Below are 23,127 nucleotides of genomic sequence, written 5' to 3' on the forward strand. Positions count from 1 at the left end.
TGTGCGCTTGCGCAACGCACAACAGCTTTTTGATAGATTGATCTCAGTCTATCGCAACGTTGTTACGATCGTAACATAGGGAAAGTGCGGAGATGGGCGGCTTCGGCGTACCGCCTTTTGTCGACGTCAGGCCGCCCGCGCTTCGGGCTCCACCGCAGGCGCGCCCCGGCCCGCCGGTATCGCGAGTCCCAAGTGTCCGCGCAGCGTCGTGCCCTCGTAAGCGCGACGGAAGATGCCGCGGCGCTGAAGGATCGGCACGACGCCTTCGGTGAACGCTTCCAGACCATCGGGCAGCACGTCCGGCATCAGATTGAAACCGTCGGCCGCGCCGTTTTCGAACCAGTGCGTGATGTCGTCGGCTACCTGTTCGGGCGTGCCGACGATCACGCGATGCCCGCCGCCGCCCGCCAGCGCACGCACCAGTTCGCGCACCGTATAGCCGTGCGTGCGCGCCTGCGCGAGCGTCGCGTTGAAGAACGTGTGATTGCCGTTGCCGTCGTTGGGCAGCGGCAGATCGGCGGGCAGGCGAGCATCGAGTTGCAGCGATTCGACGGGCACGCCGAGCGTTCCGGCAAGGCGGTTGAGGCTGTAGCGCCAAGGGATCAGATCGACGAGTTCATCGCGACGGCGCAGTGCCTCGCTTTCCGTCGCGCCGATGATTGTGGTCAGCCCGGCGAGCACCTTCACGGCGTTCGGGCCGCGTCCGTGGCGCGCCGCCCGCTCGTTGAGATCGGCTCGGTAAGCGCGCGATTCGTCGAAAGACTGCGAAGCCGAGAACACGGCCTCCGCGTGACGCGCGGCCAGTTCGCGTCCATCGCCCGATGCGCCCGCCTGCACCAGCACCGGATGCCCTTGCGCCGAACGCGGCAGGTTGAGCGCGCCCTGCACGCCGAAGAAGCGCCCGCGATGCTGCGCCGGATGCAGCTTGTCCAGATCGACGAAACGCCCGCTGGCCTTGTCCGCCACCAGCGCATCGTCTTCCCAGCTATTCCAGAGCGATTTCACGAGCGTCGCGAACTCATCGGCGCGGGCATAGCGTTCCGCGTGCTGCGGCACCGCGTCGAGACCGAAGTTGCGCGCGGACGGCAGATCGGCCGTCGTCACGATGTTCCAGCCGGCGCGCCCGCCGCTGATCAGATCGAGCGTCGCGAACCGGCGCGCGATGTTGTACGGCTCGTTATAGCTCGTCGACGCGGTCGCGATCAGTCCGATATGCGTGGTCGCGGCGGCCACGCTCGTGAGCAGCATCGTCGGTTCGAGCGCGGTGATCGGACGCATGTCGAGCTGATCGGAGATCGCCGCGTTGTCTGCCAGAAAGATCGCGTCGAGGCAGGCGCGCTCGGCGGTCTGCGCGAGCCGCACGTAATGATTCACGTCGATGAACGCGCGCGGATCGGCCTGTGCCACGCGCCACGCCGACGGCACGAAGCCCGAATGCAGCGCGTTGATGTTGAGATGCAACTGGCGCGGAAGAGATGCGCTCATGACTGGTCACTCCGTTTCGATGATGATGGCCGCGGCGCTCAGAACACGCGCCCTTCGGTCAGGTGCGTGGTCACGCCGTTCAGTTCGTAATCGCCGATCACCCGCGATTTATGCAGCAGCGGGTTGTGGCTGAAGATGGTGCGCAGATTGCGCCAGTGGCGGTCGAAGTTGTGCGCGCGCGACGTCGCCGACGCCCCGCCCGCTTCGAACATGCGCTCCGCCGCATGCAACGCGAGCTTGCTCACGACGAGCTGCGTGCGCGCGGTGACGAGCGCGCCTTCGAGCACGAGCGCATCGGCACGCGCGTCGCCGTCGCGCACCGCGCGCGACGAGCGGTCGAGCGCGCGGGCGTTCTCGCGCACGAGAGCATCGATTGCATGACTGTGCGACGACAGATCGCCCACGACCTGTTGAATGAACGCATCCTCGCGCGCGGTCGGCGCGGGACTATGCAGCGCGGGGCGTCCGTGTTGCACCACGTAGCGTTTGGCATCGGCGAGCACGTTGCGCACGATGCCCGCCGCGACCGCCACCAGATGCAGCTGCCGCAGCGCGCCCGTGTGGCGGCCGGCAAGCGTCGTCAGATTGCGCGGCGCGACTTCGTCGGCCTGCACGCGCAAGGAATCGAACACGAGACTGCCGCTTGCCGTCATGCGCTGACCCATGCCGTCCCAGTCGTCGAGCACGTGCAGACCTTCGCGCCGCACCGGCACGATCGCGACGACCGGTTCGCCGCGATCATCCTGCACATTGAGCCGCGCGTAGTCCGCGAAGGCCGTGCCCGTCGCGTAGTACTTGCGCCCGCTCAGGCGGTAGTGGTCGCCGTCGCGCGTGAGTTGCGTCGTGATCTCTCCCGGACGCGACGTGCCCGCTTCGGTCGAAGCGCCGCCGAAGATCGCGCCATCGACGATGCGCTCGATCTGCAACGCGTTGAACGGCGTGCGCGGCGAAAGCAGCAACGCCTCGGTCTGGTCGAAGTGGATGCGCAGCGCATGAGCCACGTTGCTTTCATGCGCGGCGAGCGTCGAGATGACATGGAACACGTCTTCGAGCGAGCCGCCGAGACCGCCCCACTCCACCGGCAGACGCAGCTTGCCTAAGCCGGAGGCCCGAAAGCGCGCGAACGCTTCGAATGGCAACTCGCGGCGCGCCTCGCGGGCGGCGGCTTCTTCGCCGATTTCCCGGGCGAGCGCCGGCAGCGCATCGAGCGCGTCCTGCAATGCGTGATCCGGCTCTGTGCGGATGCGTGCGAGTGTCGACATCTTTCTTCCTTGTTGGTGAATCTTGCAGAGAGGTCAGGCCGCGCGCGCGTTCGGGCGCCCTGCGGGAATCGCATCGAGCAGCGCGCGCGTGTAGGCGTGCCGCGGCGCGCGCCAGATGTCGCGATGGTCGCCGCTCTCGACGATCCTGCCGCCGTGCATCACATGCACGCGGTCGGCGATATAGCGCACCACGGAGAGATCGTGCGAGATGAAGAGATACGCGAGCCCCAGGTCGCGCTTCAGCTCGACGAGCAGATTGAGGATCTGCGCCTGAATGGACACGTCGAGCGCGGACACCGGTTCGTCGCAGATCAGGAGCGCCGGTTCGAGCACCAGCGCGCGGGCGATGCCGATGCGCTGCCGCTGTCCGCCGGAAAACTCGTGCGGATAGCGAGCGAGCGCGGCGGCGGGCAGGCCGACGCGATCGAGCATGGCCAAAGCGCGGGCGCGCCGCGTGCGCCGATCGCCGCCGATGCCATTCACCGCCATCACCGTATCGAGAATCTCGCCGACGGTGCGGCGCGGATTGAGCGACGCATACGGGTCCTGAAACACCATCTGCACGCGTCGCCGATGCGGGCGCAGCGCACGTTCGGTAAGCGGCACGAGGTCGGTGCCTTGGAGACGGATCGAGCCACCGGTGATGGGCGCGAGCCGCAGAATCGCGCGAGAAAGCGTCGACTTGCCGCAACCGGATTCGCCGACGAGGCCGACGGTCTCCCCGGCCGCGATGTCGAACGACACGCCGTCCACCGCGCGCAGCGTGCCCTTGCCGTGCCGATGCGCATAGTCCACCGTGAGCCGGTCCACCGACAGGAGCGGCGCATCGGCGGGAGGCGTCGCTGCCTCGAATGTGCGCGGCGCGAGCGGCGTCACGTTGAACGCGGCGTCGCCGTCCTCGCGGCTGCCGTGGCGAATCTCGGGCAGCGTCCAGTCCCGATAGTGAATCTCTCCCGACAGATTCAGCGACGCGCCCAAGAGACCGCGCGTGTAGGCATGAGCCGGCGCAGCGAAAAGCGTCTCCACGCGCGCCTCTTCCACCTTCTCGCCGCCCAGCATCACGGCGACGCGATCCGCGTGTTGCGCGACCACGCCCAGATCGTGCGTGATGAGCAGAAGCGACATCGACAATTCGCGCTTGAGTTCGTCGAGCAGTTCCAGAATGCGCGCCTGAATCGTCACGTCGAGCGCGGTGGTCGGCTCGTCGGCGATCAAAAGGTGCGGTCGGCACGCCACCGCCATCGCGATCATCACGCGCTGACGCTGGCCGCCCGACAGTTCATGCGGATAATCCGACACGCGCCGCTGCGGTTCGGGCACATGCACGAGGTCGAGCAGTTCGACGGCACGGCGCAGCGCCGCCTGCTTTGACAGCGCTTCGTGCTGGCGCAACGTCTCGGCAATCTGCGCGCCGATGGACAGCACCGGATTCAGCGAGGTCATCGGCTCCTGAAAGATCATCGAGATCTGCGCGCCGCGAATCCCGCGCATCTCGCGCGGCGCGAGCGTCAGCAACTCGCGGCCGGCGAAGCGCACGCTGCCCGTGACGATGCCCGGCGCCGGCACGAGCCGCATCAGCGAGAGCGCCGTCGCGGACTTGCCGCAGCCCGATTCGCCGACGAGCGCGAGCGTCTCGCCTTGCGCGATGTCGAAATCGACGCCGCGCACCGCCTGATGCGCGCCGAAGTTCACGCGCAAGTCGCGCACTTGCAGCAGCTTGGCGTCGCTCATGCGCGCTCCCGCAAACGAGGGTTGAGCGCGTCGTTCAGGCCGTCGCCGAGAAGATTCAGCGCGAGCACCGCGGTCACGATGGCCGCGCCCGGCAGCGCCGTCAGATACCAGGCGGTGCGCAGCGAATCGCGCCCCGCGCCGATCATGCCGCCCCAGCTGACGACGTTCGGATCGCCCATGCCGAGGAACGACAGCGACGATTCGATGAGAATCGCGCTTGCGACCATCACGGAGGCCGTGACGATCACCGGCGGCAGCGCGTTCGGCAGGATTTCGCCGAAGATGATGCGCGCATCGGAGAAGCCCTGACTGCGCGCCGCGAGCACGAAATCGGCCTGACGAAGCGTGCGGAACTCGGCGCGTACGATGCGCGCGACCGTCGGCCACGACGCGATGCCGATGGCGAGCGCGATGACCGTCACGCTCGGCTTGCCGATGGCGACGATGACGATCACCAGCAGAAACGACGGCACCGTCTGGAAGACCTCGGTGACGCGCGCGAGCAGATCGTCGATGACGCCTCCGAAGAAGCCGCCGAGCGCGCCGACGAGCGTGCCGATGACGAGCCCGATGCCGGCCGCCGACGCGCCGATCACAAGCGACACGCGCGTGCCGTGCGCGATGCCCGCCGCCACGTCGCGCCCGAGCGAGTCGGTGCCGAGCGTGTAGAGCGGATCGGCGCCGGGCCACTCGAACGGCGGCGCGACCATGTCGAGCGGATCGCCGGGGAACAGATGCGGCGCGGCGAGCGCGAGCGCCAGCAGCGCGACGAGCAGCACGATGCCCGCGAGCGCCGACGGATTGCGCAGCAACGCGCGCCACACGCCGCGCGTGGCGCGTGGCGTGGCGGCCTGCGCGCGGCGCGCGCCGAACACCGCGCCTGCGAGTTGACGCCGCCAGGCGGACCCGGCGGATGTTTGCGCCGTGACGAGTTCGGAAGAGTCGGTTGCCATGCTTGAGCCGAAGGAAAAAGAGGATTAGGCGATGCGCGGATCGAGCCACGCCTGCAGCAGATCGATCACGAGATTGGCGGCCATCACGAGCAGCGACGACAGCAGCAGTACGCCCAGCAGCACGCTGAAATCGCGTGCCATGACGGCATCGAGCGCGAGGCGGCCGAGGCCCGGCCAGCTGAAGACCGTCTCTGTGACGGCCGCGCCGCCGAGCAGCGTGCCGAAGTGGATGCCGACCATCGTCGTGAGCGGCATCAGCGCGTTGCGCAGCACATGACGCACGCTCACCCGCAAAGGATGCAGCCCCTTCGCATGCGCGGTGCGCACGAAATCCTGACGCTGCACTTCCAGCATCGCGGCGCGCGTGAGACGGGCGTAGATCGCCACGAAGAACGTGCCGAGCGTCGCGGCCGGCAGCAGCGCGTGTTTCGCCACATCGGCCACATACGCGAGGCCGTGCAGATTCGCGCCCACGGTGACGTCGCCGCCGCTCGGCAGCCAGCCGAGTCGCACCGAGAACAAGATGATCGCGAGCAGGCCGATCCAGAAGCCCGGCGTCGAATAGAGCAGCAACGCGAGCACCGACAGCACGCGGTCGGGCCATTTGCCCGCCCAGTGCGCCATGATCGCGCCGAGCACGACGCCCGCGACGATCGCGAACGCGAGCGCGCTGCCCATCAGGATCAGCGTGTTCGGCAAGCGGGAGAGAATCAGCTGCATCACCGGCGCGTCGTATCGCGGCGAGTAGCCGAGACTGAAATGCGCGAGATGCGACAGGTACGCGCCGAGTTGATGCAGAAGCGGCTGGTCCAGCCCGAACTTCGCTCGCAGCGCGGCGAGCGTTTCCGCCGTCGCGGAGCCGGATTCGCCCGCGAGCACGTCGGCGGCGTCGCCCGGCATCAGCTTCAGCAGAAAGAAGTTCAGGATCACGATGGCCAGCACCGTCGGCACCGCCTGCCATGCGGTGCGTCGGGCGATCGCGGCGAGGCGCGCGCGTCGGTTCCCTCGGTTCATGCGCTTGCCCTCACGCGCTCAGATACACGTCGGCGAAATTGCCTTCGAGACCCTGCGCCGATACCGTGTGATTGCGCACGCGCCGGTTCGCGAGCGTCACCATGCGCGGCGCGACGAGATTCAGGATCGGCAGGTCGCGATAGACGATCTGCTGAAACTGCTGAAAGAGCGCGACGCGTTTGCTGTCGTCCGCCTCGGTCGATGCCGATTCGAGCAGCCGGTCCACGTCGGGATTGCTGTAATGCGGCGCATTGGAAAACGGCACGCCGGGCCGGATGTTCTTCGACCAGTAGAGCCGCTGCACGCCCACGCTCGGATCGAACAGCGTATTGACGCCGATGCTCGTGAAGTCGAACTGGCGGTCCGCATACACGCGCTTAAGGAACGACGGCAAGTCCTGCGAGCGCACCGTCACGTCGATGCCCACGCGCGCGAGCGCCGATTTCACATAGTCCGCCTGACGCCGGTACATGTCGCCGTAGGGCAGGAAGTCGTGCGTGAGCTGGAAGCGCGGGCCGCCGTTTTTGCGCGGATAACCCGCCGCGTCGAGCAGCTTTTCGGCGGCGGCGGTATCGAACGCATACGGCGCGAGCTTCGCATCGTGATACGGCGAGCCCGGCGTGATCGGCGTGGGCGAGAGGTCGGCGTATCCGTACGCGATCGTCTTCTGCACGATCTGCGGGTTGATCGCATGCGCGATTGCCTGCCGCACGCGCAGGTCCTTCAGAATCGGGTGATCGAGATTGAAGTCGATTTCCGACAGCGGTTCGAGAAAGCGATAGCCGCGCGTCTCCGTCACGAGTTGTGGCAGTTGCGTGAGACGCGGCAAGTCGGTGAGCGGCACCGGATTTTCTCCGCCCAGATCGAGCGCGCCGGTTTCGAACGCGGCCGAGCGCGCGGCCGCATCGGGAATCACTTTTAGAACGAGCGAATCGATGTAGGGCTTGCCCGCGTCCCAGTAATCCGGGTTGCGCTCGTAGACGATGTTCGCCCCGCGCGTCCACGACTTGAAGCGAAACGGCCCCGTGCCGATGGGCGCGTTGTTGTGCGGATTCGAGAGCGGATCGCCGGATGCGTACAGGTGCTTCGGCACGATAGGCGACTCGCCCGCCGACAGCGCCTTCAGCAGGTACGGCGCGGGCTTCGCCAGTTCGATGACGGCCGTGCGCGCATCGGGCGTCGAGACTCGCGTGACGTTCGCAAACGTGCTGCGGCCACGCGGATGCACCGACTTCAGCAGGTCGATCGAGAACGCGACGTCCGCCGACGTGAACGGCTGGCCGTCGTGCCACTTGACGTTCTCGCGCAGCGTGAACGTGTACTTGAGGCCGTCGTCGGCCACGTTCCATGCGGTCGCAAGCTGCGGCTTGGGCTTCAGATCGAAGTCATAGGCGAGCAGACCTTCGAGCACCTTGGAGCTCGCCACGAGCGCGGGGCCGGTTGTCTGAAAGATCGACACCAGCACCGGCGGCTCGGGATTGATCAGCATGTTGAGCGTGCCGCCGCGCCGCGGCGCCCCGGCGTCCTTGCTCTGTGCGAAAGACAGCGAGGAGAGGCTTGCCGACGCCAGCGTGGCGCCCGTGGAAAGAAGGAAGTGTCGTCGGTTGATGCCTGTCATGCGATGCCGTTCTCGTGCGTTGCGTTCGTCGGTTGGAGGGGATCGCGACGAACCGCCGCCTGCGGTGCGAATGCTGCGCCGCCGCGTGATCCGCGCAAGCCGACACCATAGAACGGCAGCCGCCGAACGCAAACCAAGCGTTCGGCATATGCAAAGCAGGCGGCGGGAGATTTGCGAAGAAGCATGCTGCCGGAGGTGGAAGTCCAGGCCGGCACCGACCAATTGTGAAAATCGATGCGCCACGGTATGCGACGCCTCATTACCGCTATGATCCCCGGTCGAAATTGCAACGTCATCCTGACGAAATCCATCTGAGTTGTTTCCCATGCCGAAGCTCCTTATTCTGAGCGTCAGCGCTGGCGCAGGACACGTGCGCGCCGCCGAGGCGCTGTGCGCGTATGCGGCGGTCCATCCGGCGGGCGTCGAAGCCGTGCATCTCGATGTCATGGACTACGTGCCCGCGAGCTTCAAGGCGCTCTACGCCGATTTCTACATCAAGCTGGTGGCGCATCAGCCGGCGTTGTGGAGCTATCTCTACCAGAAGACCGATCATGCGTCGCCGCGATCGTTCGGCGAGCGGCTGCGACGCGCCGTCGAGCGCCTGAACTGCCGAGCGTTGCAAGCAGAGATCGAGCGGCATCAAGCCGATGCCATCGTCTGCACGCATTTTCTGCCTGCGGAATTGTTGTCGCGTGAGCGTCGGCGAGGGAATCTGCGCACGCCGGTGTGGGTGCAGGTCACGGACTTCGATCTTCATCGCCTGTGGGTGGTGCCGGGCATGCAGGGCTATTTCGCCGCTAACGACGAAGTGGCGTGGCGCATGGCCGCGCGCGGCGTGCCGGCGGCGTCGATTCATGTGGGCGGCATTCCCGTCATGCCTGCGTTCAGCGAGAAGCTGGACCGCGCGGCATGCGCTGCCGAAGTCGGTCTCGATCCCGAACGGCGCACGCTTCTGATGATGTCCGGCGGCGCGGGCCTGGGCGCGCTCGATACGCTCGCCGCGCGCCTGCTGCGCATGGACGGCGACTTCCAGCTGATTGCCCTTGCCGGCCGGAACGAGGCGATGCTGCGGGCGTTGCAGGAACTGAGCGGCAGCTATCCGGGACGGCTCCACGCGTCCGGCTTCACGCCCAGCGTCGAACGCCTGATGGCCTGCTCGGACCTCGTCATCACGAAGCCCGGCGGACTGACGACCTCCGAGTGTCTTGCGATGCATCTGCCGATGATCCTAAATGCGCCGATTCCCGGCCAGGAAGAACGCAACGCCGACTTCCTGCTCGAACAGGGCGTCGCGCTCAAGGCCGTCGATGCAGTCGGGCTCGAATATCGCGTTCGTGGTCTTTTGCGCGATCCTTCGCAACTCGACGACATGCGCCGCCGGATCGCGCCGCTCGCGCGGCCGCACGCCGGACGGTTCGTGCTGGACACGGTGCTGCATGCGTTGTCGTCTGCGGCTTCGGAGGCGGCATGAAGGCGTGTCGCTGGTTGCCGGGCGTACGCACGCTCGCGCTCGTCGCATGGGTCGCGCTGTTGGGCTTCTTCTTCGCCAACGTCGAGATTCAGATCGAAGGCAGCGCGGGCTGGGCCGCGAATCTGCCGACGTGGCGCATCGAACATCACTGGCTGCTCGATATCTTTTGGGGCGGCCGCCCGATGACCGGCTATCACGCCTGGGTCTTTCCGTTCATGGCGCTGTGCTTTCACATGCCCGCGATCTTCTTCGCCCGATGGTCATGGCGCATCGAGGCGCGCATCGTCGCCTGCATCATGGCCTTCTGGCTCATCGAAGACTTCCTGTGGTTCGTGCTCAATCCGGCATATGGACTAACGCGTTTCGATCCGCTTCATGTGCCCTGGCACAAGCATTGGGTCGCGTTCGCGCCGACGGATTACTGGACGATGAGCGCGGCGGCGTGCGTGCTGTTCTTCGTATCGCGACGAGCGGATACGACTACCGAAGCGACGCGCGATGCGTAGGGTCTTCAACGCGCTGTTCTATGCGGCAGGCGTGACGGTCGTGTCGAGTGTCGTCGCATCGATGGCGACCGGCGCCCTCGCACCGACGCCAGCGAAGTTGACGCCAGCGAAGTTGACCCCAGCCCCACGGCCGCTGAACTGGGCGGAGCCGATGCTGTTCACGCGCATCGAAAACCTGCATCGCATCACGCCTTCGCTGTATCGCAGCGCGCAGATTTCGGAGAGCGATTTGCCGCAATTGCGCGCGCTCGGCATCCGCAAGATCGTGAGCTTTCGCTCGTTTCATTCGGACGAGGACCTGCTCGCCGGAAGCGGCATCGCGTTGCAGCGCATCCCGATGAATACGTGGGATATCCGCGATGAAGACATGATCGCCGCGCTCAGGGCGCTGCGCGACGTGGATCGCGAGGGGCCGGTTTTGATTCATTGTCAGCACGGCGCGGATCGCACGGGACTCGTGTCCGCGCTGTATCGCGTGGTCTATCAGGGATGGAGCAAAGAGGCCGCGGAAGACGAATTGCTCAATGGCGGCTACGGCTTTCATCCCGTCTGGGGCAATATCAAGCGATACCTCGAACAGGTCGATGTCGACTGGCTGAGGCGGCAAGTAGGCGCAACGCCGCGGCGGGGCTGAGGTGACGTTATCGGGGCTCGTTCGATGGGCTGGGCGCATCGGCATCGCGGTACTGGGCTGCTGGATGCTGGCGGCCGTGTGCATTTGCGTGAGCGGCCTCGCCATGCCGCAGGAAAGTGCGGATGTGGCGGTCGTGTTCGGCAATGCTCTGAACCGGAACGGGACGCCCGCCTCGATTCTGCGGCCGCACCTCGAAGCGGCATTGCAATGTCATCGCGCGGGGCAGTGTCCGGTGCTCTTCGTGAGCGGCAGTATCGACGGGCCCGGTCTCGACGAAGCTCAGGCGATGCGCGCGTGGCTGCGCGAGCGTGGCGTCGCGGACGGCGCGATCGTGCTCGACAATCGAGGCGACAACACGCTCGCATCGGCTCGAAACGCGACGGCCTTCATGCGTGAGCGCGGCATGCATCGCGTCATGCTCATCACGCAGTACTACCACCTGCCGCGAGCGCGGCTTGCGTTCGAAAAGGCGGGCGCTCACATCGTGCTCGGCGCCTATCCGCGTCGCTTTCGAGCGATGGATGTGTATTCGAGTTGGCGCGAAGTGCCTGCGTTCGCGGTCTATTTCGTTCGCCTCGCGCTCGATCCGGACGCGCAGCCGGTATCGATTCGGCCGGTGTGGTTCATCCGCGGATTGCTTCGGGATCGCGGTCACTGAGGAGCCCGAAGTGCGACGTGCTCCCGCGCTTCACCGCTTCGCATTGAGCCTGCGCCACAACGTCGTCTTGCTGATGCCGAGCGCCTTGCAGACCGCGTCGCGATCGCCATTGAACGCAGCGAGCGTTGCGCGGATCTGATCCGCTTCGACGGAGCGGCTCATGTCGCGAAGCGACGGATTCGCCGCAGCCTCGGCTTGCGCGGGGAACAGCTCGGGCGCGATCACTTGCAGATCGTCGGGCGTCAACGCGACGGGGCGATCCCCGTCGAGCGGCATGTCGGATATCTCGACGGCAATCCGTTCCACGATGTTCTGCAACTCGCGTACATTGCCGGGCCACGCGTGACGCGTCAACGCCTGTTCGAGCGGCGCGACAACACGCGCCGCCGCTTCGCGGCTGCGCACGCGCAGCGCCAGCGCCTTGTCGCGCCCCGCCGCCTGCATCAACAGCTCGATGGCCAACGGCACGATGTCCGACGCGCGCGCGCGCAACGGCGGCAACGCCAGGCTCAGAATATTGATGCGATAGAAAAGGTCGGCGCGAAACGAGCCGTCCGCGACGCCTTCGACGAGCGTGCGATGCGTCGCCGCGATCACGCGGATGTCGACGCGCGTCGGCTCCGTCGATCCGAGACGCATGACCTCTCTCTCTTGCAGCACCCGCAGCAAGCGGCTTTGCAGCGAAGGCGGCATCTCGCCGATTTCGTCGAGAAAGAGCGTTCCGCGATGCGCCGCCTCGATGAGGCCCGCCTTGCCGCCCTTGCGCGCGCCCGTGAACGCGCCTTCCTCGTAGCCGAACAGTTCGCTTTCGAGCAGCGCCTCGGGAAACGCGCCGCAGTTCATCGCGACGAACGGGAAGTCTTTGCGACGGCTCAGGCGATGCATGCTTTGCGCGACCATTTCCTTGCCCGTGCCGCTCTCGCCGAGAATCAACACGGTTGCATCGGACTTCGCGTAGCGGCGCACGAGCGCCCTGACCCGCTCGATGCCTTCCGACTCGCCGACGACGTCCTCCAGCCGATAGCGCGCGACGAACTCCTGCGCGCCTCGCCGCGATCGGAGGCTTCTGTCGAGCCTCTCGACCGCTCGCGATTCCTGGAACGTGAAGATGGTGCCGTCCGATGCGCCGCCGCTCGCGAGCGGTCCGCGATGAATCGCGTAGCTCACGCCGCGCACCGCGCCGAACACGTCGCCGTCGGCAGCCGGCAACACGCCTTGCAGTTCGGGCGCGACATCCAAGAGCGCCCGGCCGACCACCCGCGATGCATCTAAAATGCCAAGCGCGGCGGCGAGTTGACGATTCATCGCTTCGATGCGCCCTTCTGCATCGACCGCGACGACGCCATCGCGAAGATGCTGCAACAGATTGTCCAGGCGATTACGGCGGGCGGCCTCGCCACGCATCGCCTGCGCGACTTCGAGCGCGGTCTCGAACGCCGCGACGACGGACGTGCGCGAATAGAGAAACACGGAACTCATGCCCGCTTCGGCCGCGAGGTCCGCGACGAGCCCCGGGCCGACTACCACGTCGACGCCGCGGTCGCGCAGGTCCAGCACGAGGCTCTCCGCGTCCTGCGCCGACCGGTACGACTCGCAGATCACCTCGATGCCGTAGGCGGCCAGGAAGCGGCGAATCTCATCGGGCGTGTCGCCGTGCGTGACGAGCGCGACGCTCGCGCCCTCGCGTCGCGCCTTCGTCAGCGCGTGCATCACATCGAAGCCGGTCGGGCTGATGACGACCACCGGCACCGACACCCGGCTCTTGAGATAAGCACCGTTGGAGCCGCCCGCCACGACGACATCCGGCCGCCCATCGCGCGCGGATTCGATGCTGCGCGCGGCATCTTCATAGGCGAGCGGCACGACTTCGAGCTCGGCCCGATTTTCGTACGCGCCCGCGAGATCGATGAACAAGGCCCTTAGCCGGCTGATCCCCACCGCCCAGATGCGAGGACGAGACGTGGTTTCGGTTTGCATGGTGTTTTGAATGCCGGGTGGGAGCATGCAGTATGCACCACGATTTCACTTTTGGAATCGTCAATTCACAGCCGAAACCATTGCGCAAGAGTCATCCGGGCTGGCCGTGAAAAATCAAGGAGTTACGGGCTTGTAACGGCCTGGCAAGATAGTTGCTTTAAGGACGCACCTTCAGCAGGAGACGAATGTGAGTTCTGAATACCAAATGCCAAAAAGCGCAGGGGCGCGGTTCCGCCGAGCCGTCGAGGAAGAATCGCCATTGCAGGTCGTCGGCGCGATCACCGCCTACGCCGCGAAGATGGCAGAAGCGGTCGGCTTCAAAGCCCTCTATTTGTCGGGCGGCGGCGTGGCCGCCAACTCGCTCGGCATGCCCGACCTCGGCATCAGCACGATGGAAGACGTGCTGATCGATGCGCGCCGCATCACCGACGCGTCGTCGCTGCCGCTCTTGGTCGACATCGATACGGGTTGGGGCGGCGCCTTCAACATTGCGCGCACGATCCGCTCGTTCATCAAGGCGGGCGTGGCGGCGGTGCATATCGAAGATCAGGTCGGGCAAAAGCGCTGCGGTCATCGGCCGGGCAAGGAAGTCGTGCCGACCGGCGAAATGGTGGATCGCGTGAAGGCCGCGGTCGATGCACGCACCGACGACGCGTTCGTCATCATGGCGCGCACCGACGCGGCGGCCGCCGAAGGCATCGATGCGGCGATCGAACGCGCGGTGGCGTATGTCGAAGCGGGCGCGGATATGATCTTCCCCGAAGCGATGAAGACGCTCGACGACTATCGCCGCTTCAAGGCGGCCGTGCGCGTGCCCATTCTCGCCAATCTCACCGAATTCGGCTCGACGCCGTTCTTCACCGTCGACGAACTGAAGGAAGCGAATGTCGATATCGCGCTGTACTGTTGCGGCGCATATCGCGCGATGAACGCCGCCGCGCTCAACTTCTATGAGACCGTGAAGCGCGATGGCACGCAAAAGGCCGCAGTCGAAACCATGCAGACGCGTGCCGACCTGTATAAATACCTGGGCTATCACGCCTACGAAGATAAACTCGACCAGCTCTTTGCTGCGAAGAAATAACCCTTTGGGAAGGAGACGAACACGATGAGCGAAGCCGATAACAGCACTGCAACCGCAGGCGCATTCAAGCCGAAGAAATCCGTCGCGCTGTCGGGCGTGACAGCGGGCAATACCGCGCTGTGCACCGTCGGCAAGACCGGCAACGACCTGCACTATCGCGGCTACGACATTCTGGATGTGGCGACCACGTCCGAGTTCGAAGAGATCGCGTATCTGCTCGTGCATGGCAAGCTGCCGAACGTCGCGGAACTCAAGGCGTACAAGACGAAGCTGAAGGCGCTGCGCGGCTTGCCCGCGAACCTGAAGGCCGCGCTCGAATGGATTCCCGCCTCCGCGCATCCAATGGACGTCATGCGCACCGGCGTCTCCGTGCTCGGCACGATTTTGCCGGAGAAAGAAGATCACAACATCGCGGGCGCGAGAGATATCGCCGACAAGCTGATGGCCTCGCTCGGCTCGATGCTGCTTTACTGGTACCACTACTCGCACAATGGCAAGCGCATCGAAGTCGAAACCGATGACGACTCTATCGGCGGCCACTTTCTGCACCTGCTGCATGGCGTGGAGCCGTCGCAGTCGTGGGTGCAGGCGATGCATGTCTCGCTCAACCTGTATGCCGAACACGAGTTCAACGCCTCGACGTTCACGGGTCGCGTGATCGCGGGCACGGGCTCGGATATGTATTCGGCGATCACCGGCGCAATCGGCGCGCTGCGCGGTCCGAAGCACGGCGGCGCGAACGAAGTCGCATTCGAGATTCAATCGCGCTACGAGACACCCGACGAAGCGGAAGCCGACATCAAGCGTCGCGTCGAGAACAAGGAAGTCGTGATCGGCTTCGGGCATCCGGTTTATACGATCTCCGATCCGCGCAACAAGGTCATCAAGGAAGTGGCGAAGTCGCTGTCGAAAGAAGCGGGCAACACCAAGCTCTTCGATATCGCGGAACGCCTGGAAACCGTCATGTGGGACGCGAAGAAGATGTTCCCGAATCTCGACTGGTTCAGCGCGGTGTCGTATCACATGATGGGCGTGCCGACCGCCATGTTCACGCCGCTCTTCGTCATCTCGCGTACGTCGGGCTGGAGCGCGCACATCATCGAGCAGCGCATCGACAACAAGATCATCCGGCCGAGCGCCAATTACACGGGACCGGAGAACCTCGAATTCGTCCCACTGGCAAAGCGTTCGTGATGCTTCGCTGAACGCCCCGTCTCAGCCCGGCGCTCGATTCGGTGATGCCTTCACCGAGTCGGGCGCTGGCGGCGCCTACAATAGCCTGAATGTTCGAATGAAGGGTCGCCCTTTTGCATGACCCTTCGAGCGTGGCATGCTAAAGACCATGCAATGACCGAGACACCGCAATGAATAGCGCAAACCGCAAACCCCTCCCCGGCTTCTCGCTCGACTACTTCGATGCGCGCGCAGCCGTCGAAGCCCTCGCGCCGGGAGCGTATGACACGCTGCCCTACACATCGCGCGTGCTCGCCGAAAATCTGGTTCGCCGCTGCGATCCGGCGATCCTCGATGCATCGCTGATGCAACTCATCGAAAGAAAGCGCGAACGCGATTTTCCGTGGTTTCCCGCGCGCGTCGTCTGTCACGACATTCTCGGGCAGACGGCGCTCGTTGATCTCGCGGGCTTGCGCGATGCCATCGCGGACCAGGGCGGCGATCCCGCGCAAGTGAATCCGGTCGTGCCCGTGCAGTTGATTGTCGATCATTCGCTCGCAGTGGAATGCGGCGGCTTCGATCCGGATGCGTTCGCGAAGAACCGCGCCATCGAAGACCGGCGCAACGAGGATCGCTTCGATTTCATCAACTGGACCAAGAAGGCATTCAAAAATGTTGAAGTGATTCCGCCGGGCAACGGCATCATGCACCAGATCAATCTGGAGCGGATGTCGCCTGTGATTCACGCGGTCGATGGGCTCGCGTATCCGGATACGCTCGTCGGCACCGACAGTCACACGCCTCACGTCGATGCGCTCGGCGTCATCGCTATTGGCGTGGGCGGCCTCGAAGCCGAGAACGTCATGCTCGGCCGCGCGTCGTGGATGCGGCTGCCGGATATCGTCGGGGTCGAGTTGAGCGGCATGCGCCAGCCGGGCATCACGGCCACCGATATCGTGCTCGCGCTGACCGAGTTCCTTCGCAAGGAGAAAGTGGTCGGCGCATACCTCGAGTTCTATGGCGAAGGCGCATCGAGCCTCACGCTCGGCGACCGCGCGACGATCTCGAACATGGCGCCCGAATACGGCGCGACCGCGGCGATGTTCTATATCGACGAGCGCACCATCGACTATCTGCGCCTGACCGGCCGCGACGAGAAGCAAGTGAGTCTCGTCGAGCAATACGCAAAAACCACTGGCCTCTGGGCCGATTCGCTCGCGCATGCGCAATATGAACGCGTGCTGCGCTTCGATCTCTCCACCGTCGTGCGCAACATGGCCGGTCCGTCGAATCCGCATCGACGCTTGCCGGTTTCCGAGCTCGCGGCCCGTGGCATCGCGCGTGAATGGGTGAACACGCCCGGCCAGATGCCGGATGGCGCGGTCATCATCGCGGCGATCACGAGCTGCACGAACACGAGCAATCCACGCAACGTGATTGCAGCCGCGCTGCTCGCGCGCAATGCGAATGCGCAAGGGCTCACGCGCAAGCCGTGGGTGAAGTCGTCGCTCGCGCCCGGTTCGAAAGTGGTCGAACTGTATCTGCACAGAGCCGGCCTGTTGCCGGAACTCGAACAACTCGGCTTCGGCATCGTCGCGTTCGCATGTACGACGTGCAACGGCATGTCCGGCGCGCTCGATCCCGTCATTCAGCAAGAGATCGTCGATCGCGATCTGTACGCCACCGCCGTGCTCTCCGGCAATCGCAATTTCGACGGACGTATTCATCCGTATGCGAAGCAGGCGTTTCTCGCGTCGCCGCCGCTCGTCGTCGCTTATGCCATTGCGGGGACCATACGCGTCGATATCGAACGCGATGCGCTCGGTATCGGCAAGGACGGCCAGCCTGTCTATCTCAAGGACATCTGGCCGAGCGATGAAGAGATCGACAATATCGTCAGACAGAGCGTGAAGCCCGAGCAGTTCCGCAAGATCTACGAGCCGATGTTCGCGCTGAACGCCGCGAGCAATGAGTCAATCAGCCCGCTCTATGACTGGCGCCCGCAAAGCACCTATATCCGCCGTCCGCCCTATTGGGAAGGCGCGCTCGCGGGCGAACGTACGCTCAAGGGCATGCGCCCGCTCGCGGTGCTCGGCGACAACATCACGACGGACCATCTCTCGCCGTCCAATGCCATCCTCGCAACCAGCGCGGCCGGTGAATACCTCGCAAAAATGGGCTTGCCCGAAGAGGACTTCAATTCATACGCGACGCATCGCGGCGATCATCTGACGGCGTTGCGCGCGACGTTTGCGAACCCCACGCTCGTCAACGAGATGGCAGTCGTGAATGGTGAAGTGAAGAAAGGCTCGCTTGCGCGCATCGAACCTGAAGGCAAGGTGACGCGCATGTGGGAAGCCATCGAAACGTATATGGAACGCAAGCAGCCGCTCATCATCATCGCAGGTGCGGATTACGGGCAAGGCTCGTCGCGCGACTGGGCCGCGAAGGGCGTGAGGCTCGCGGGCGTCGAGGCGATCGTCGCCGAAGGCTTCGAGCGCATCCATCGCACGAATCTGATCGGCATGGGCGTGTTGCCGCTCGAGTTCAAGCCGGGCATGAATCGGCAGACATTCGGCATAGACGGCACCGAGACCTATGACGTGATCGGCGAGCGCACGCCGCGCGCGGATCTCACGCTCGTCATCCATCGCAAGAATGGCGAGCGCGTGGAAGTGCCGGTCACGTGCCGCCTCGATACCGCGGAAGAGGTCTCGATCTACGAAGCCGGCGGCGTGTTGCAACGCTTCGCTCAGGACTTCCTCGAATCGGCGAAGGCAGCGGCCTGATCGCGCACGCTGCATCCAACAAAGGAATCACATGGCTTACGCACCTCAGATCAAGATCCCCGCGACCTACATGCGCGGCGGCACTAGCAAGGGCGTCTTCTTTCGCCTGAACGATCTGCCCGAAGCGGCGCGCGTGGCGGGACCCGCGCGCGATGCGCTGCTGTTGCGCGTCATCGGCAGCCCCGACCCGTACGGCAAGCAGATCGACGGCATGGGCGGCGCGACGTCGAGCACGAGCAAGACCGTCATCGTGTCGAAGAGCACGCGGCCCGATCACGATGTCGACTATCTCTTCGGGCAGGTCTCCATCGACAAGCCGTTCGTCGACTGGAGCGGCAACTGCGGCAATCTCTCGGCGGCGGTCGGACCGTTTGCCATCGCGAGCGGCCTTATCGATGCTGAGCGCGTGCCGGACAACGGCATCGCGATCGTGCGTATCTGGCAGGCGAACATCGGCAAGACGATCATCGCGCATGTGCCGATCACCAAGGGCGCCGTGCAGGAGACAGGCGACTTCGCACTGGACGGCGTAACGTTTCCGGCCGCGGAAATACAGCTCGAATTCGTCGATCCCGCAGCGGAGGAAGAAGGCGCGCAAGGCGCGATGTTCCCCACAGGCAATATCGTCGATGATCTCGAAGTGCCAGGCATCGGCACCTTCAAGGCGACGATGATCAACGCGGGCATTCCGACCATCTTCGTGAATGCGGAAGACATCGGCTATAAGGGCACCGAGCTTCAGGACGCGATCAACGGCGACAATGCGGCATTGACGCGCTTCGAAACCATTCGCGCATACGGCGCGCTGCGCATGGGGCTTATCAAGAGCCTCGATGAGATCGCTCAACACCAGCACACGCCCAAGATCGCGTTCGTCGCGCGTCCGGCGGACTATTTTGCGTCGAGCGGCAAGCGCATCGGCGCGGAAGATATCGATGTCCTCGTGCGTGCGTTGTCGATGGGCAAGCTACATCACGCGATGATGGGCACCGCTGCCGTCGCCATCGGCACGGCCGCCGCGATTCCCGGCACGCTCGTCAATCTCGCGGCGGGCGGCGGCGCGCGTCAGTCGGTGCGCTTCGGTCATCCGTCCGGGACGTTGCGCGTCGGCGCGGAAGCGGTCGAAGCGAACGGTGAATGGTCAGTGAAGAAAGCCATCATGAGCCGCAGCGCGCGGGTGCTTTTCGAAGGCTTCGTGCGCGTGCCCGACTCTCGGGATAGCGTGGCCGAGTAGCCACTTGAGGCGGCGCGCGATCCATCGCAAGGCTCGCTGCGCCGCCGATTCGCTGCTCCCTATGGAGAAGCGCGAGACGCGGTGTTAGCGCAGCCCGCCGCTCGCGATGATGCTCTCGCCCGTCAGCCAGCGCGCATCGTCCGATGCGAGGAACACCGCGACCGACGCGATATCGTCCGGATTCCCGAGCCGGCCGAGCGGCGTCTGAGCGACGATGCCCGTTTCCATCTCCGAGCCGATGATGCCCGCCGTATGCGTGCCTTCGGTCGCCACCATGCCGGGATTGATCGAGTTCACGCGGATCTTTCTCGGGCCGAGCTCGCGCGCCAGCACGCCCGTGATTGCATCGACGGCGCCTTTCGTGCCGCTATAAACCGCGCTCGCGGGCGGAGTGATACGGCTCACGACCGAACTCACGTTGATGATGCTCGCGCCTTCGCCCAGATGCTTCGAAGCGGCCTGCGTCACGAGTAGCACGCCGAGCACGTTCACATTGAACTGCTTATGGAAATGCTCTTCGGTGATTTCCTCGATCGGCGAGAACTCATAGATGCCCGAGTTATTCACGACGATATCGAGGCGGCCATACGTTTCCACCGCCGCATTCACGATGCCTTTGGCGTCCGCTGCATTCGACACGTCGCCGCCGACGGCGATGGCCTTGCCGTTAGCCGCGACGATATCGGCCACGACAGCGTCCGCGCCATTCCGGCTGCTTGCGTAGTTCACCACCACCGATGCGCCTTCCGCCGCGAGCGCCTTGGCGATGGCAGCGCCGATACCCTTCGATGCACCCGTGACGACGGCCACTTTGCCTGCGAGCTTGCTCATGATCATTTCCTTGGAATATTGAATACCGCGAAGATGGACTTGGCGTTCGGCTCACCGCGTCGAAGCGCCACGTCGCCAATGTAGACATCTCGCGCATGACGATAAAGCGGCCGGAAACGAATTGACTGGCTGGCAATAATGAACAATGCATGCAAAAGACCGAAGACATCAGACAACCGGGCGTGCGGAAGTCCGCCCGTTTCGTCTCGCCGATGTCTTGCGCCGTCCGCCGCTTGCGGGCGCCGCCAGTTGCGGCGCGGCAAACATATCGACCAGTTGCTCGCGCAGCCAACGGTGCGCCGGCAGTGTTTCGTTGCGCTGATGCCAGAAGAGGCTGATGACGCGATCCGGCGCCTCCAGCGGCGCGCGCACGCTGATTAGTTCGCCGCTTGCCGCCGCCCGTTCGCACAGATCGCTCGGCAGTACGCCGATCAGATCGCTCGCGCGGATCATGTCGCACGCCACGGTGTAATGGTTCACCGTCGCGACGAGGTTGCGCCGGAGTCCACGTGACGCGAGAAAGGTATCGAACGTAGGCTGCGTCTGCCCCGCGAGGCTGACATCGACGTGACGCGCGTTCAGGAAGCGTCGCGTCGTCAGTTTGCCCGCTTCGGCGAGCGGGTGATCACGCCGCATGATGCATCCATAATCCACGGTCCATAACGACCGCGAACGGATATGCGCCGGCGGCAGCGTTTCGTTCACATAGACGCCGATCAGATAATCCACGCGATTGCCCTCCAGCAGCGCGGGCGCATCGAGCAGGATGTTCGGCACCGTATGAAAGCGCACGCCGGGCGCAGTCTTGCCGAAGCGCGTGATGAGTTGCGGCATGACGATGCCCGCGACGTAGTCGGACATCGACAGGCTGAAGTTCACGTCGGCGAGCGATGGAAGGAAGGTCTGCTCGTCGAGCGCGCCGCGGATGCGGGCGAGCGACTCCCCAATCGGCCCCCACAAGGCCATCGCGCGCTGAGTCGGCGCGACGCCCGCGCCGTGGCGCACGAATAGCGGGTCGCCAAAGGCCTCGCGCAAGCGGCCGAGCGCGTTGCTGACGGCCGGCTGCGTGAGCGACAGCTTGGTGGCTGCGCGCGTGACCGCCCCTTCGGTCATCAACGCTTCGAATACTTTCAGCAAGTTCAGGTCAAGCGTACGGAAGCTCATGAACCATTCAGCTCGTCAATGGACAGGATCACGATTATAAATATGGTTGAAGATGCACGCGCCATAGAATGAGCGGATCGTCGCCTGCCTGGAGAACCCTGTGTCGAATGTATCCGCGCGCATCGAACGTCTTCCTTTCGGACGCTTTCATTGGCGCCTTCTGATGATGGGCGGCTTCGGCTATGCCTTCGATGCCATGGACGCCGCAGCGGTCGCGTTCGTCCTCCCGGTGCTGCGGCACGACTGGGCGCTGACCAGCGTGCAGACGGGCGTACTCGGCAGCGGCAACTTCATCGGCTACTTCTTCGGCGCGCTGTTCGCCGGCACGCTCGGCGATCTGATCGGCCGGCGCAAGGTGATGATGTATGCACTGCTGCTTTACAGCGTCGCGTCGGTCGTCAGCGCGATGACCGATTCGTGGCCCACGTTCCTCGCCTCGCGCATCGTCGCTGGCATGGGCACGGGCGCGGAAAGCGCGATCATCGCGCCGTATCTCGCGGAGTTCGTCGCGAAACGCTATCGCGGTGTCTTCACGGGCGCGCTCGCCGGCTTCTTTTCGTTCGGCTTCGTCGCGGCCGCGCTGCTAGGCTATTTCGTCGTTCCGGCGTTTCCCTCGGGCTGGCGCACCGTGCTCTTCATCACGGCGCTTCCCGTGGTCATGCTCTTGTGGTGGCGCCGCTCGCTGCCCGAGTCGCCGCGCTGGCTCGAAAGCCGCAAGCGTCACGACGACGCCGACCGCGTGCTCGCCGACATCGAAGCAGATTTCGCGCGGCAAGGCATCGCGCTGCCCGCCGCCGCAGCCGTCGGTCCGACCGGCGCGCCGCCCGCGCCCACCGGCGCGCTCGTCGCGAACTTCCGCGCGCTGTGGGCAGGACGGCAGGCGCGCATCACCGTCATGACCTGGCTGATGTGGCTCTCCATCACGTTCAGCTATTACGCGTTCTTCACATGGATTCCCGGCCTGCTGGTGCAGCACGGCATGAGCATCACGCGCAGCTTCGGTTATTCGCTCGCGATGTACGTCGCGCAAGTGCCGGGCTACTTCACGGCGGCATGGTTGAACGAACGCATCGGCCGGCAAGCGACGATCGCCTCGTACATGCTGTGCGGCGGCGCCTGCGCGCTCGGCATGGCGTTCGCGAGCACCAACGGCGAGATCATGCTGGCGGGCATCTGCCTGTCGTTCTTCATGAACGGCACGTATGCCGGCGTCTATGCATACACGGCCGAAGTCTTTCCGACCGCCGTGCGGACGACCGGCGCGGGCACGGCGTCGGCCATCGGCCGGATCGGCGCAATCGTCTCGCCGATTCTGGTCGGCTATCTGTATCCCATCTCCGGCTTTGCGGGCGTGTTCGGCGCGACGACCGTCGTGCTGCTGCTCGGCGCGCTGGCGGTCGTGGTGATGGGCGTGCCGACGCGAGGACGCTCGCTCGAAGACATCGCAGCGGGCGAGGCGGAAGACGTGCATCCGTCACGCACGCCGCCAAGTATTGAATACGTAGAGTTGAATACATAACGCCGAATGCAAGTTTTCCCCGGA

18 protein-coding genes are annotated in these 23,127 nt (G+C 64.9%); 9 read left to right on the forward strand and 9 right to left on the reverse strand.

The window, feature by feature from the left end:
* Positions 1 to 126: 126 nt before the first annotated feature.
* Genes LDZ24_RS26415 through LDZ24_RS26440 form a run of 6 tightly spaced genes read right to left on the reverse strand, consistent with a single transcriptional unit; the run spans position 127 to position 8,063 of the window.
* Complete coding sequence (locus tag LDZ24_RS26415) at positions 127 to 1,485, reverse strand: LLM class flavin-dependent oxidoreductase (RefSeq protein WP_248324316.1); 1,359 nt, start codon at positions 1,483 to 1,485, stop codon at positions 127 to 129.
* 38 nt (positions 1,486 to 1,523) lie between these two features.
* Entirely contained in the window at positions 1,524 to 2,747 is a 1,224-nt protein-coding gene (locus tag LDZ24_RS26420) for an acyl-CoA dehydrogenase family protein (protein WP_248324317.1), read from the reverse strand.
* A 33-nt stretch (positions 2,748 to 2,780) separates the two neighbouring features.
* Positions 2,781 to 4,478 carry an ABC transporter ATP-binding protein gene (locus LDZ24_RS26425; protein WP_248324318.1) on the reverse strand — a complete coding sequence of 566 codons (1,698 nt, stop codon included), beginning with the start codon at positions 4,476 to 4,478 and terminating at the stop codon, positions 2,781 to 2,783.
* Positions 4,475 to 5,431: an ABC transporter permease gene (locus LDZ24_RS26430; RefSeq protein WP_248324319.1), complete on the reverse strand. Its 957-nt coding sequence runs from the start codon at positions 5,429 to 5,431 to the stop codon at positions 4,475 to 4,477. The genes LDZ24_RS26425 and LDZ24_RS26430 overlap by 4 nt, the downstream gene beginning before the upstream one ends.
* A 24-nt stretch (positions 5,432 to 5,455) precedes the next feature.
* Positions 5,456 to 6,445 (reverse strand): ABC transporter permease, encoded by a 990-nt coding sequence (locus LDZ24_RS26435; RefSeq protein WP_248324320.1) that lies wholly within the window; start codon positions 6,443 to 6,445, stop codon positions 5,456 to 5,458.
* Positions 6,446 to 6,455: 10 nt separating this feature from the next.
* Positions 6,456 to 8,063: an ABC transporter substrate-binding protein gene (locus tag LDZ24_RS26440; RefSeq protein ID WP_248324321.1), complete on the reverse strand. Its 1,608-nt coding sequence runs from the start codon at positions 8,061 to 8,063 to the stop codon at positions 6,456 to 6,458.
* A 325-nt stretch (positions 8,064 to 8,388) separates the two neighbouring features.
* Here LDZ24_RS26440 and LDZ24_RS26445 point away from each other — a divergent pair, with 325 nt between their 5' ends.
* The 4 genes from LDZ24_RS26445 (at position 8,389) to LDZ24_RS26460 (ending at position 11,332) form a co-directional block, all read left to right on the forward strand.
* On the forward strand, positions 8,389 to 9,534 hold the full coding sequence (locus LDZ24_RS26445; protein ID WP_248324322.1) for a glycosyltransferase: 1,146 nt from the start codon (positions 8,389 to 8,391) through the stop codon (positions 9,532 to 9,534).
* Positions 9,531 to 10,040 (forward strand): hypothetical protein, encoded by a 510-nt coding sequence (locus tag LDZ24_RS26450; protein WP_248324323.1) that lies wholly within the window; start codon positions 9,531 to 9,533, stop codon positions 10,038 to 10,040. Before LDZ24_RS26445 ends, LDZ24_RS26450 begins: the two co-directional genes overlap by 4 nt.
* Positions 10,033 to 10,674: a dual specificity protein phosphatase family protein gene (locus tag LDZ24_RS26455; protein ID WP_248324324.1), complete on the forward strand. Its 642-nt coding sequence runs from the start codon at positions 10,033 to 10,035 to the stop codon at positions 10,672 to 10,674. The genes LDZ24_RS26450 and LDZ24_RS26455 overlap by 8 nt, the downstream gene beginning before the upstream one ends.
* Positions 10,675 to 10,777: 103 nt before the next feature.
* The gene (locus LDZ24_RS26460) at positions 10,778 to 11,332 is read left to right on the forward strand and encodes a YdcF family protein (RefSeq protein WP_248324325.1); all 555 of its coding nucleotides are present in this window, start codon (positions 10,778 to 10,780) and stop codon (positions 11,330 to 11,332) included.
* Positions 11,333 to 11,362: 30 nt separating this feature from the next.
* Here the strand turns inward: LDZ24_RS26460 and prpR are convergent, their stop codons facing one another.
* Positions 11,363 to 13,309, reverse strand: coding sequence for a propionate catabolism operon regulatory protein PrpR (gene prpR / locus LDZ24_RS26465; RefSeq protein ID WP_248324326.1), 1,947 nt, complete (start codon positions 13,307 to 13,309; stop codon positions 11,363 to 11,365).
* 205 nt (positions 13,310 to 13,514) lie between these two features.
* On the opposite strand from prpR, the gene prpB reads away from it, so the two are divergent.
* The 4 genes from prpB (at position 13,515) to prpF (ending at position 19,589) form a co-directional block, all read left to right on the forward strand.
* A complete protein-coding gene (prpB, locus tag LDZ24_RS26470; protein WP_284506636.1) occupies positions 13,515 to 14,393 on the forward strand; it encodes a methylisocitrate lyase in 879 nt (292 codons plus the stop codon).
* Between the two features lie 24 nt (positions 14,394 to 14,417).
* Entirely contained in the window at positions 14,418 to 15,587 is a 1,170-nt protein-coding gene (gene prpC, locus LDZ24_RS26475; RefSeq protein ID WP_248324328.1) for a 2-methylcitrate synthase, read from the forward strand.
* 170 nt (positions 15,588 to 15,757) lie between these two features.
* A complete protein-coding gene (acnD, locus tag LDZ24_RS26480; protein ID WP_248324329.1) occupies positions 15,758 to 18,355 on the forward strand; it encodes a Fe/S-dependent 2-methylisocitrate dehydratase AcnD in 2,598 nt (865 codons plus the stop codon).
* A gap of 31 nt (positions 18,356 to 18,386) precedes the next feature.
* Complete coding sequence (gene prpF / locus LDZ24_RS26485; RefSeq protein ID WP_248324330.1) at positions 18,387 to 19,589, forward strand: 2-methylaconitate cis-trans isomerase PrpF; 1,203 nt, start codon at positions 18,387 to 18,389, stop codon at positions 19,587 to 19,589.
* Between the two features lie 84 nt (positions 19,590 to 19,673).
* Here the strand turns inward: prpF and LDZ24_RS26490 are convergent, their stop codons facing one another.
* Positions 19,674 to 20,420, reverse strand: a complete 747-nt coding sequence (locus tag LDZ24_RS26490; protein WP_248324331.1) for a glucose 1-dehydrogenase — start codon at positions 20,418 to 20,420, stop codon at positions 19,674 to 19,676.
* 168 nt (positions 20,421 to 20,588) lie between these two features.
* Complete coding sequence (locus LDZ24_RS26495) at positions 20,589 to 21,584, reverse strand: LysR family transcriptional regulator (RefSeq protein WP_248324332.1); 996 nt, start codon at positions 21,582 to 21,584, stop codon at positions 20,589 to 20,591.
* Between the two features lie 100 nt (positions 21,585 to 21,684).
* On the opposite strand from LDZ24_RS26495, the gene LDZ24_RS26500 reads away from it, so the two are divergent.
* Positions 21,685 to 23,103, forward strand: a complete 1,419-nt coding sequence (locus tag LDZ24_RS26500) for an MFS transporter (protein WP_248324333.1) — start codon at positions 21,685 to 21,687, stop codon at positions 23,101 to 23,103.
* Positions 23,104 to 23,127 lie beyond the last annotated feature (24 nt).

It is taken from the genome of Caballeronia sp. Sq4a (genome assembly GCF_023170545.1).
In the GTDB taxonomy this organism is placed as follows: Bacteria; Pseudomonadota; Gammaproteobacteria; order Burkholderiales; family Burkholderiaceae; genus Caballeronia.

Bases quoted from the DNA above. Each gene is read 5' to 3' on its own strand.
- LDZ24_RS26415 (WP_248324316.1), bottom strand. From the start codon at position 1,485: ATGAGCGCATCTCTTCCGCGCCAGTTGCATCTCAACATCAACGCGCTG.
- LDZ24_RS26420 (WP_248324317.1), bottom strand. From the start codon at position 2,747: ATGTCGACACTCGCACGCATCCGCACAGAGCCGGATCACGCATTGCAG.
- LDZ24_RS26425 (WP_248324318.1), bottom strand. From the start codon at position 4,478: ATGAGCGACGCCAAGCTGCTGCAAGTGCGCGACTTGCGCGTGAACTTC.
- LDZ24_RS26430 (WP_248324319.1), bottom strand. From the start codon at position 5,431: ATGGCAACCGACTCTTCCGAACTCGTCACGGCGCAAACATCCGCCGGG.
- LDZ24_RS26435 (WP_248324320.1), bottom strand. From the start codon at position 6,445: ATGAACCGAGGGAACCGACGCGCGCGCCTCGCCGCGATCGCCCGACGC.
- LDZ24_RS26440 (WP_248324321.1), bottom strand. From the start codon at position 8,063: ATGACAGGCATCAACCGACGACACTTCCTTCTTTCCACGGGCGCCACG.
- LDZ24_RS26445 (WP_248324322.1), top strand. From the start codon at position 8,389: ATGCCGAAGCTCCTTATTCTGAGCGTCAGCGCTGGCGCAGGACACGTG.
- LDZ24_RS26450 (WP_248324323.1), top strand. From the start codon at position 9,531: ATGAAGGCGTGTCGCTGGTTGCCGGGCGTACGCACGCTCGCGCTCGTC.
- LDZ24_RS26455 (WP_248324324.1), top strand. From the start codon at position 10,033: ATGCGTAGGGTCTTCAACGCGCTGTTCTATGCGGCAGGCGTGACGGTC.
- LDZ24_RS26460 (WP_248324325.1), top strand. From the start codon at position 10,778: ATGCCGCAGGAAAGTGCGGATGTGGCGGTCGTGTTCGGCAATGCTCTG.
- prpR (WP_248324326.1), bottom strand. From the start codon at position 13,309: ATGCAAACCGAAACCACGTCTCGTCCTCGCATCTGGGCGGTGGGGATC.
- prpB (WP_284506636.1), top strand. From the start codon at position 13,515: ATGCCAAAAAGCGCAGGGGCGCGGTTCCGCCGAGCCGTCGAGGAAGAA.
- prpC (WP_248324328.1), top strand. From the start codon at position 14,418: ATGAGCGAAGCCGATAACAGCACTGCAACCGCAGGCGCATTCAAGCCG.
- acnD (WP_248324329.1), top strand. From the start codon at position 15,758: ATGAATAGCGCAAACCGCAAACCCCTCCCCGGCTTCTCGCTCGACTAC.
- prpF (WP_248324330.1), top strand. From the start codon at position 18,387: ATGGCTTACGCACCTCAGATCAAGATCCCCGCGACCTACATGCGCGGC.
- LDZ24_RS26490 (WP_248324331.1), bottom strand. From the start codon at position 20,420: ATGAGCAAGCTCGCAGGCAAAGTGGCCGTCGTCACGGGTGCATCGAAG.
- LDZ24_RS26495 (WP_248324332.1), bottom strand. From the start codon at position 21,584: ATGAGCTTCCGTACGCTTGACCTGAACTTGCTGAAAGTATTCGAAGCG.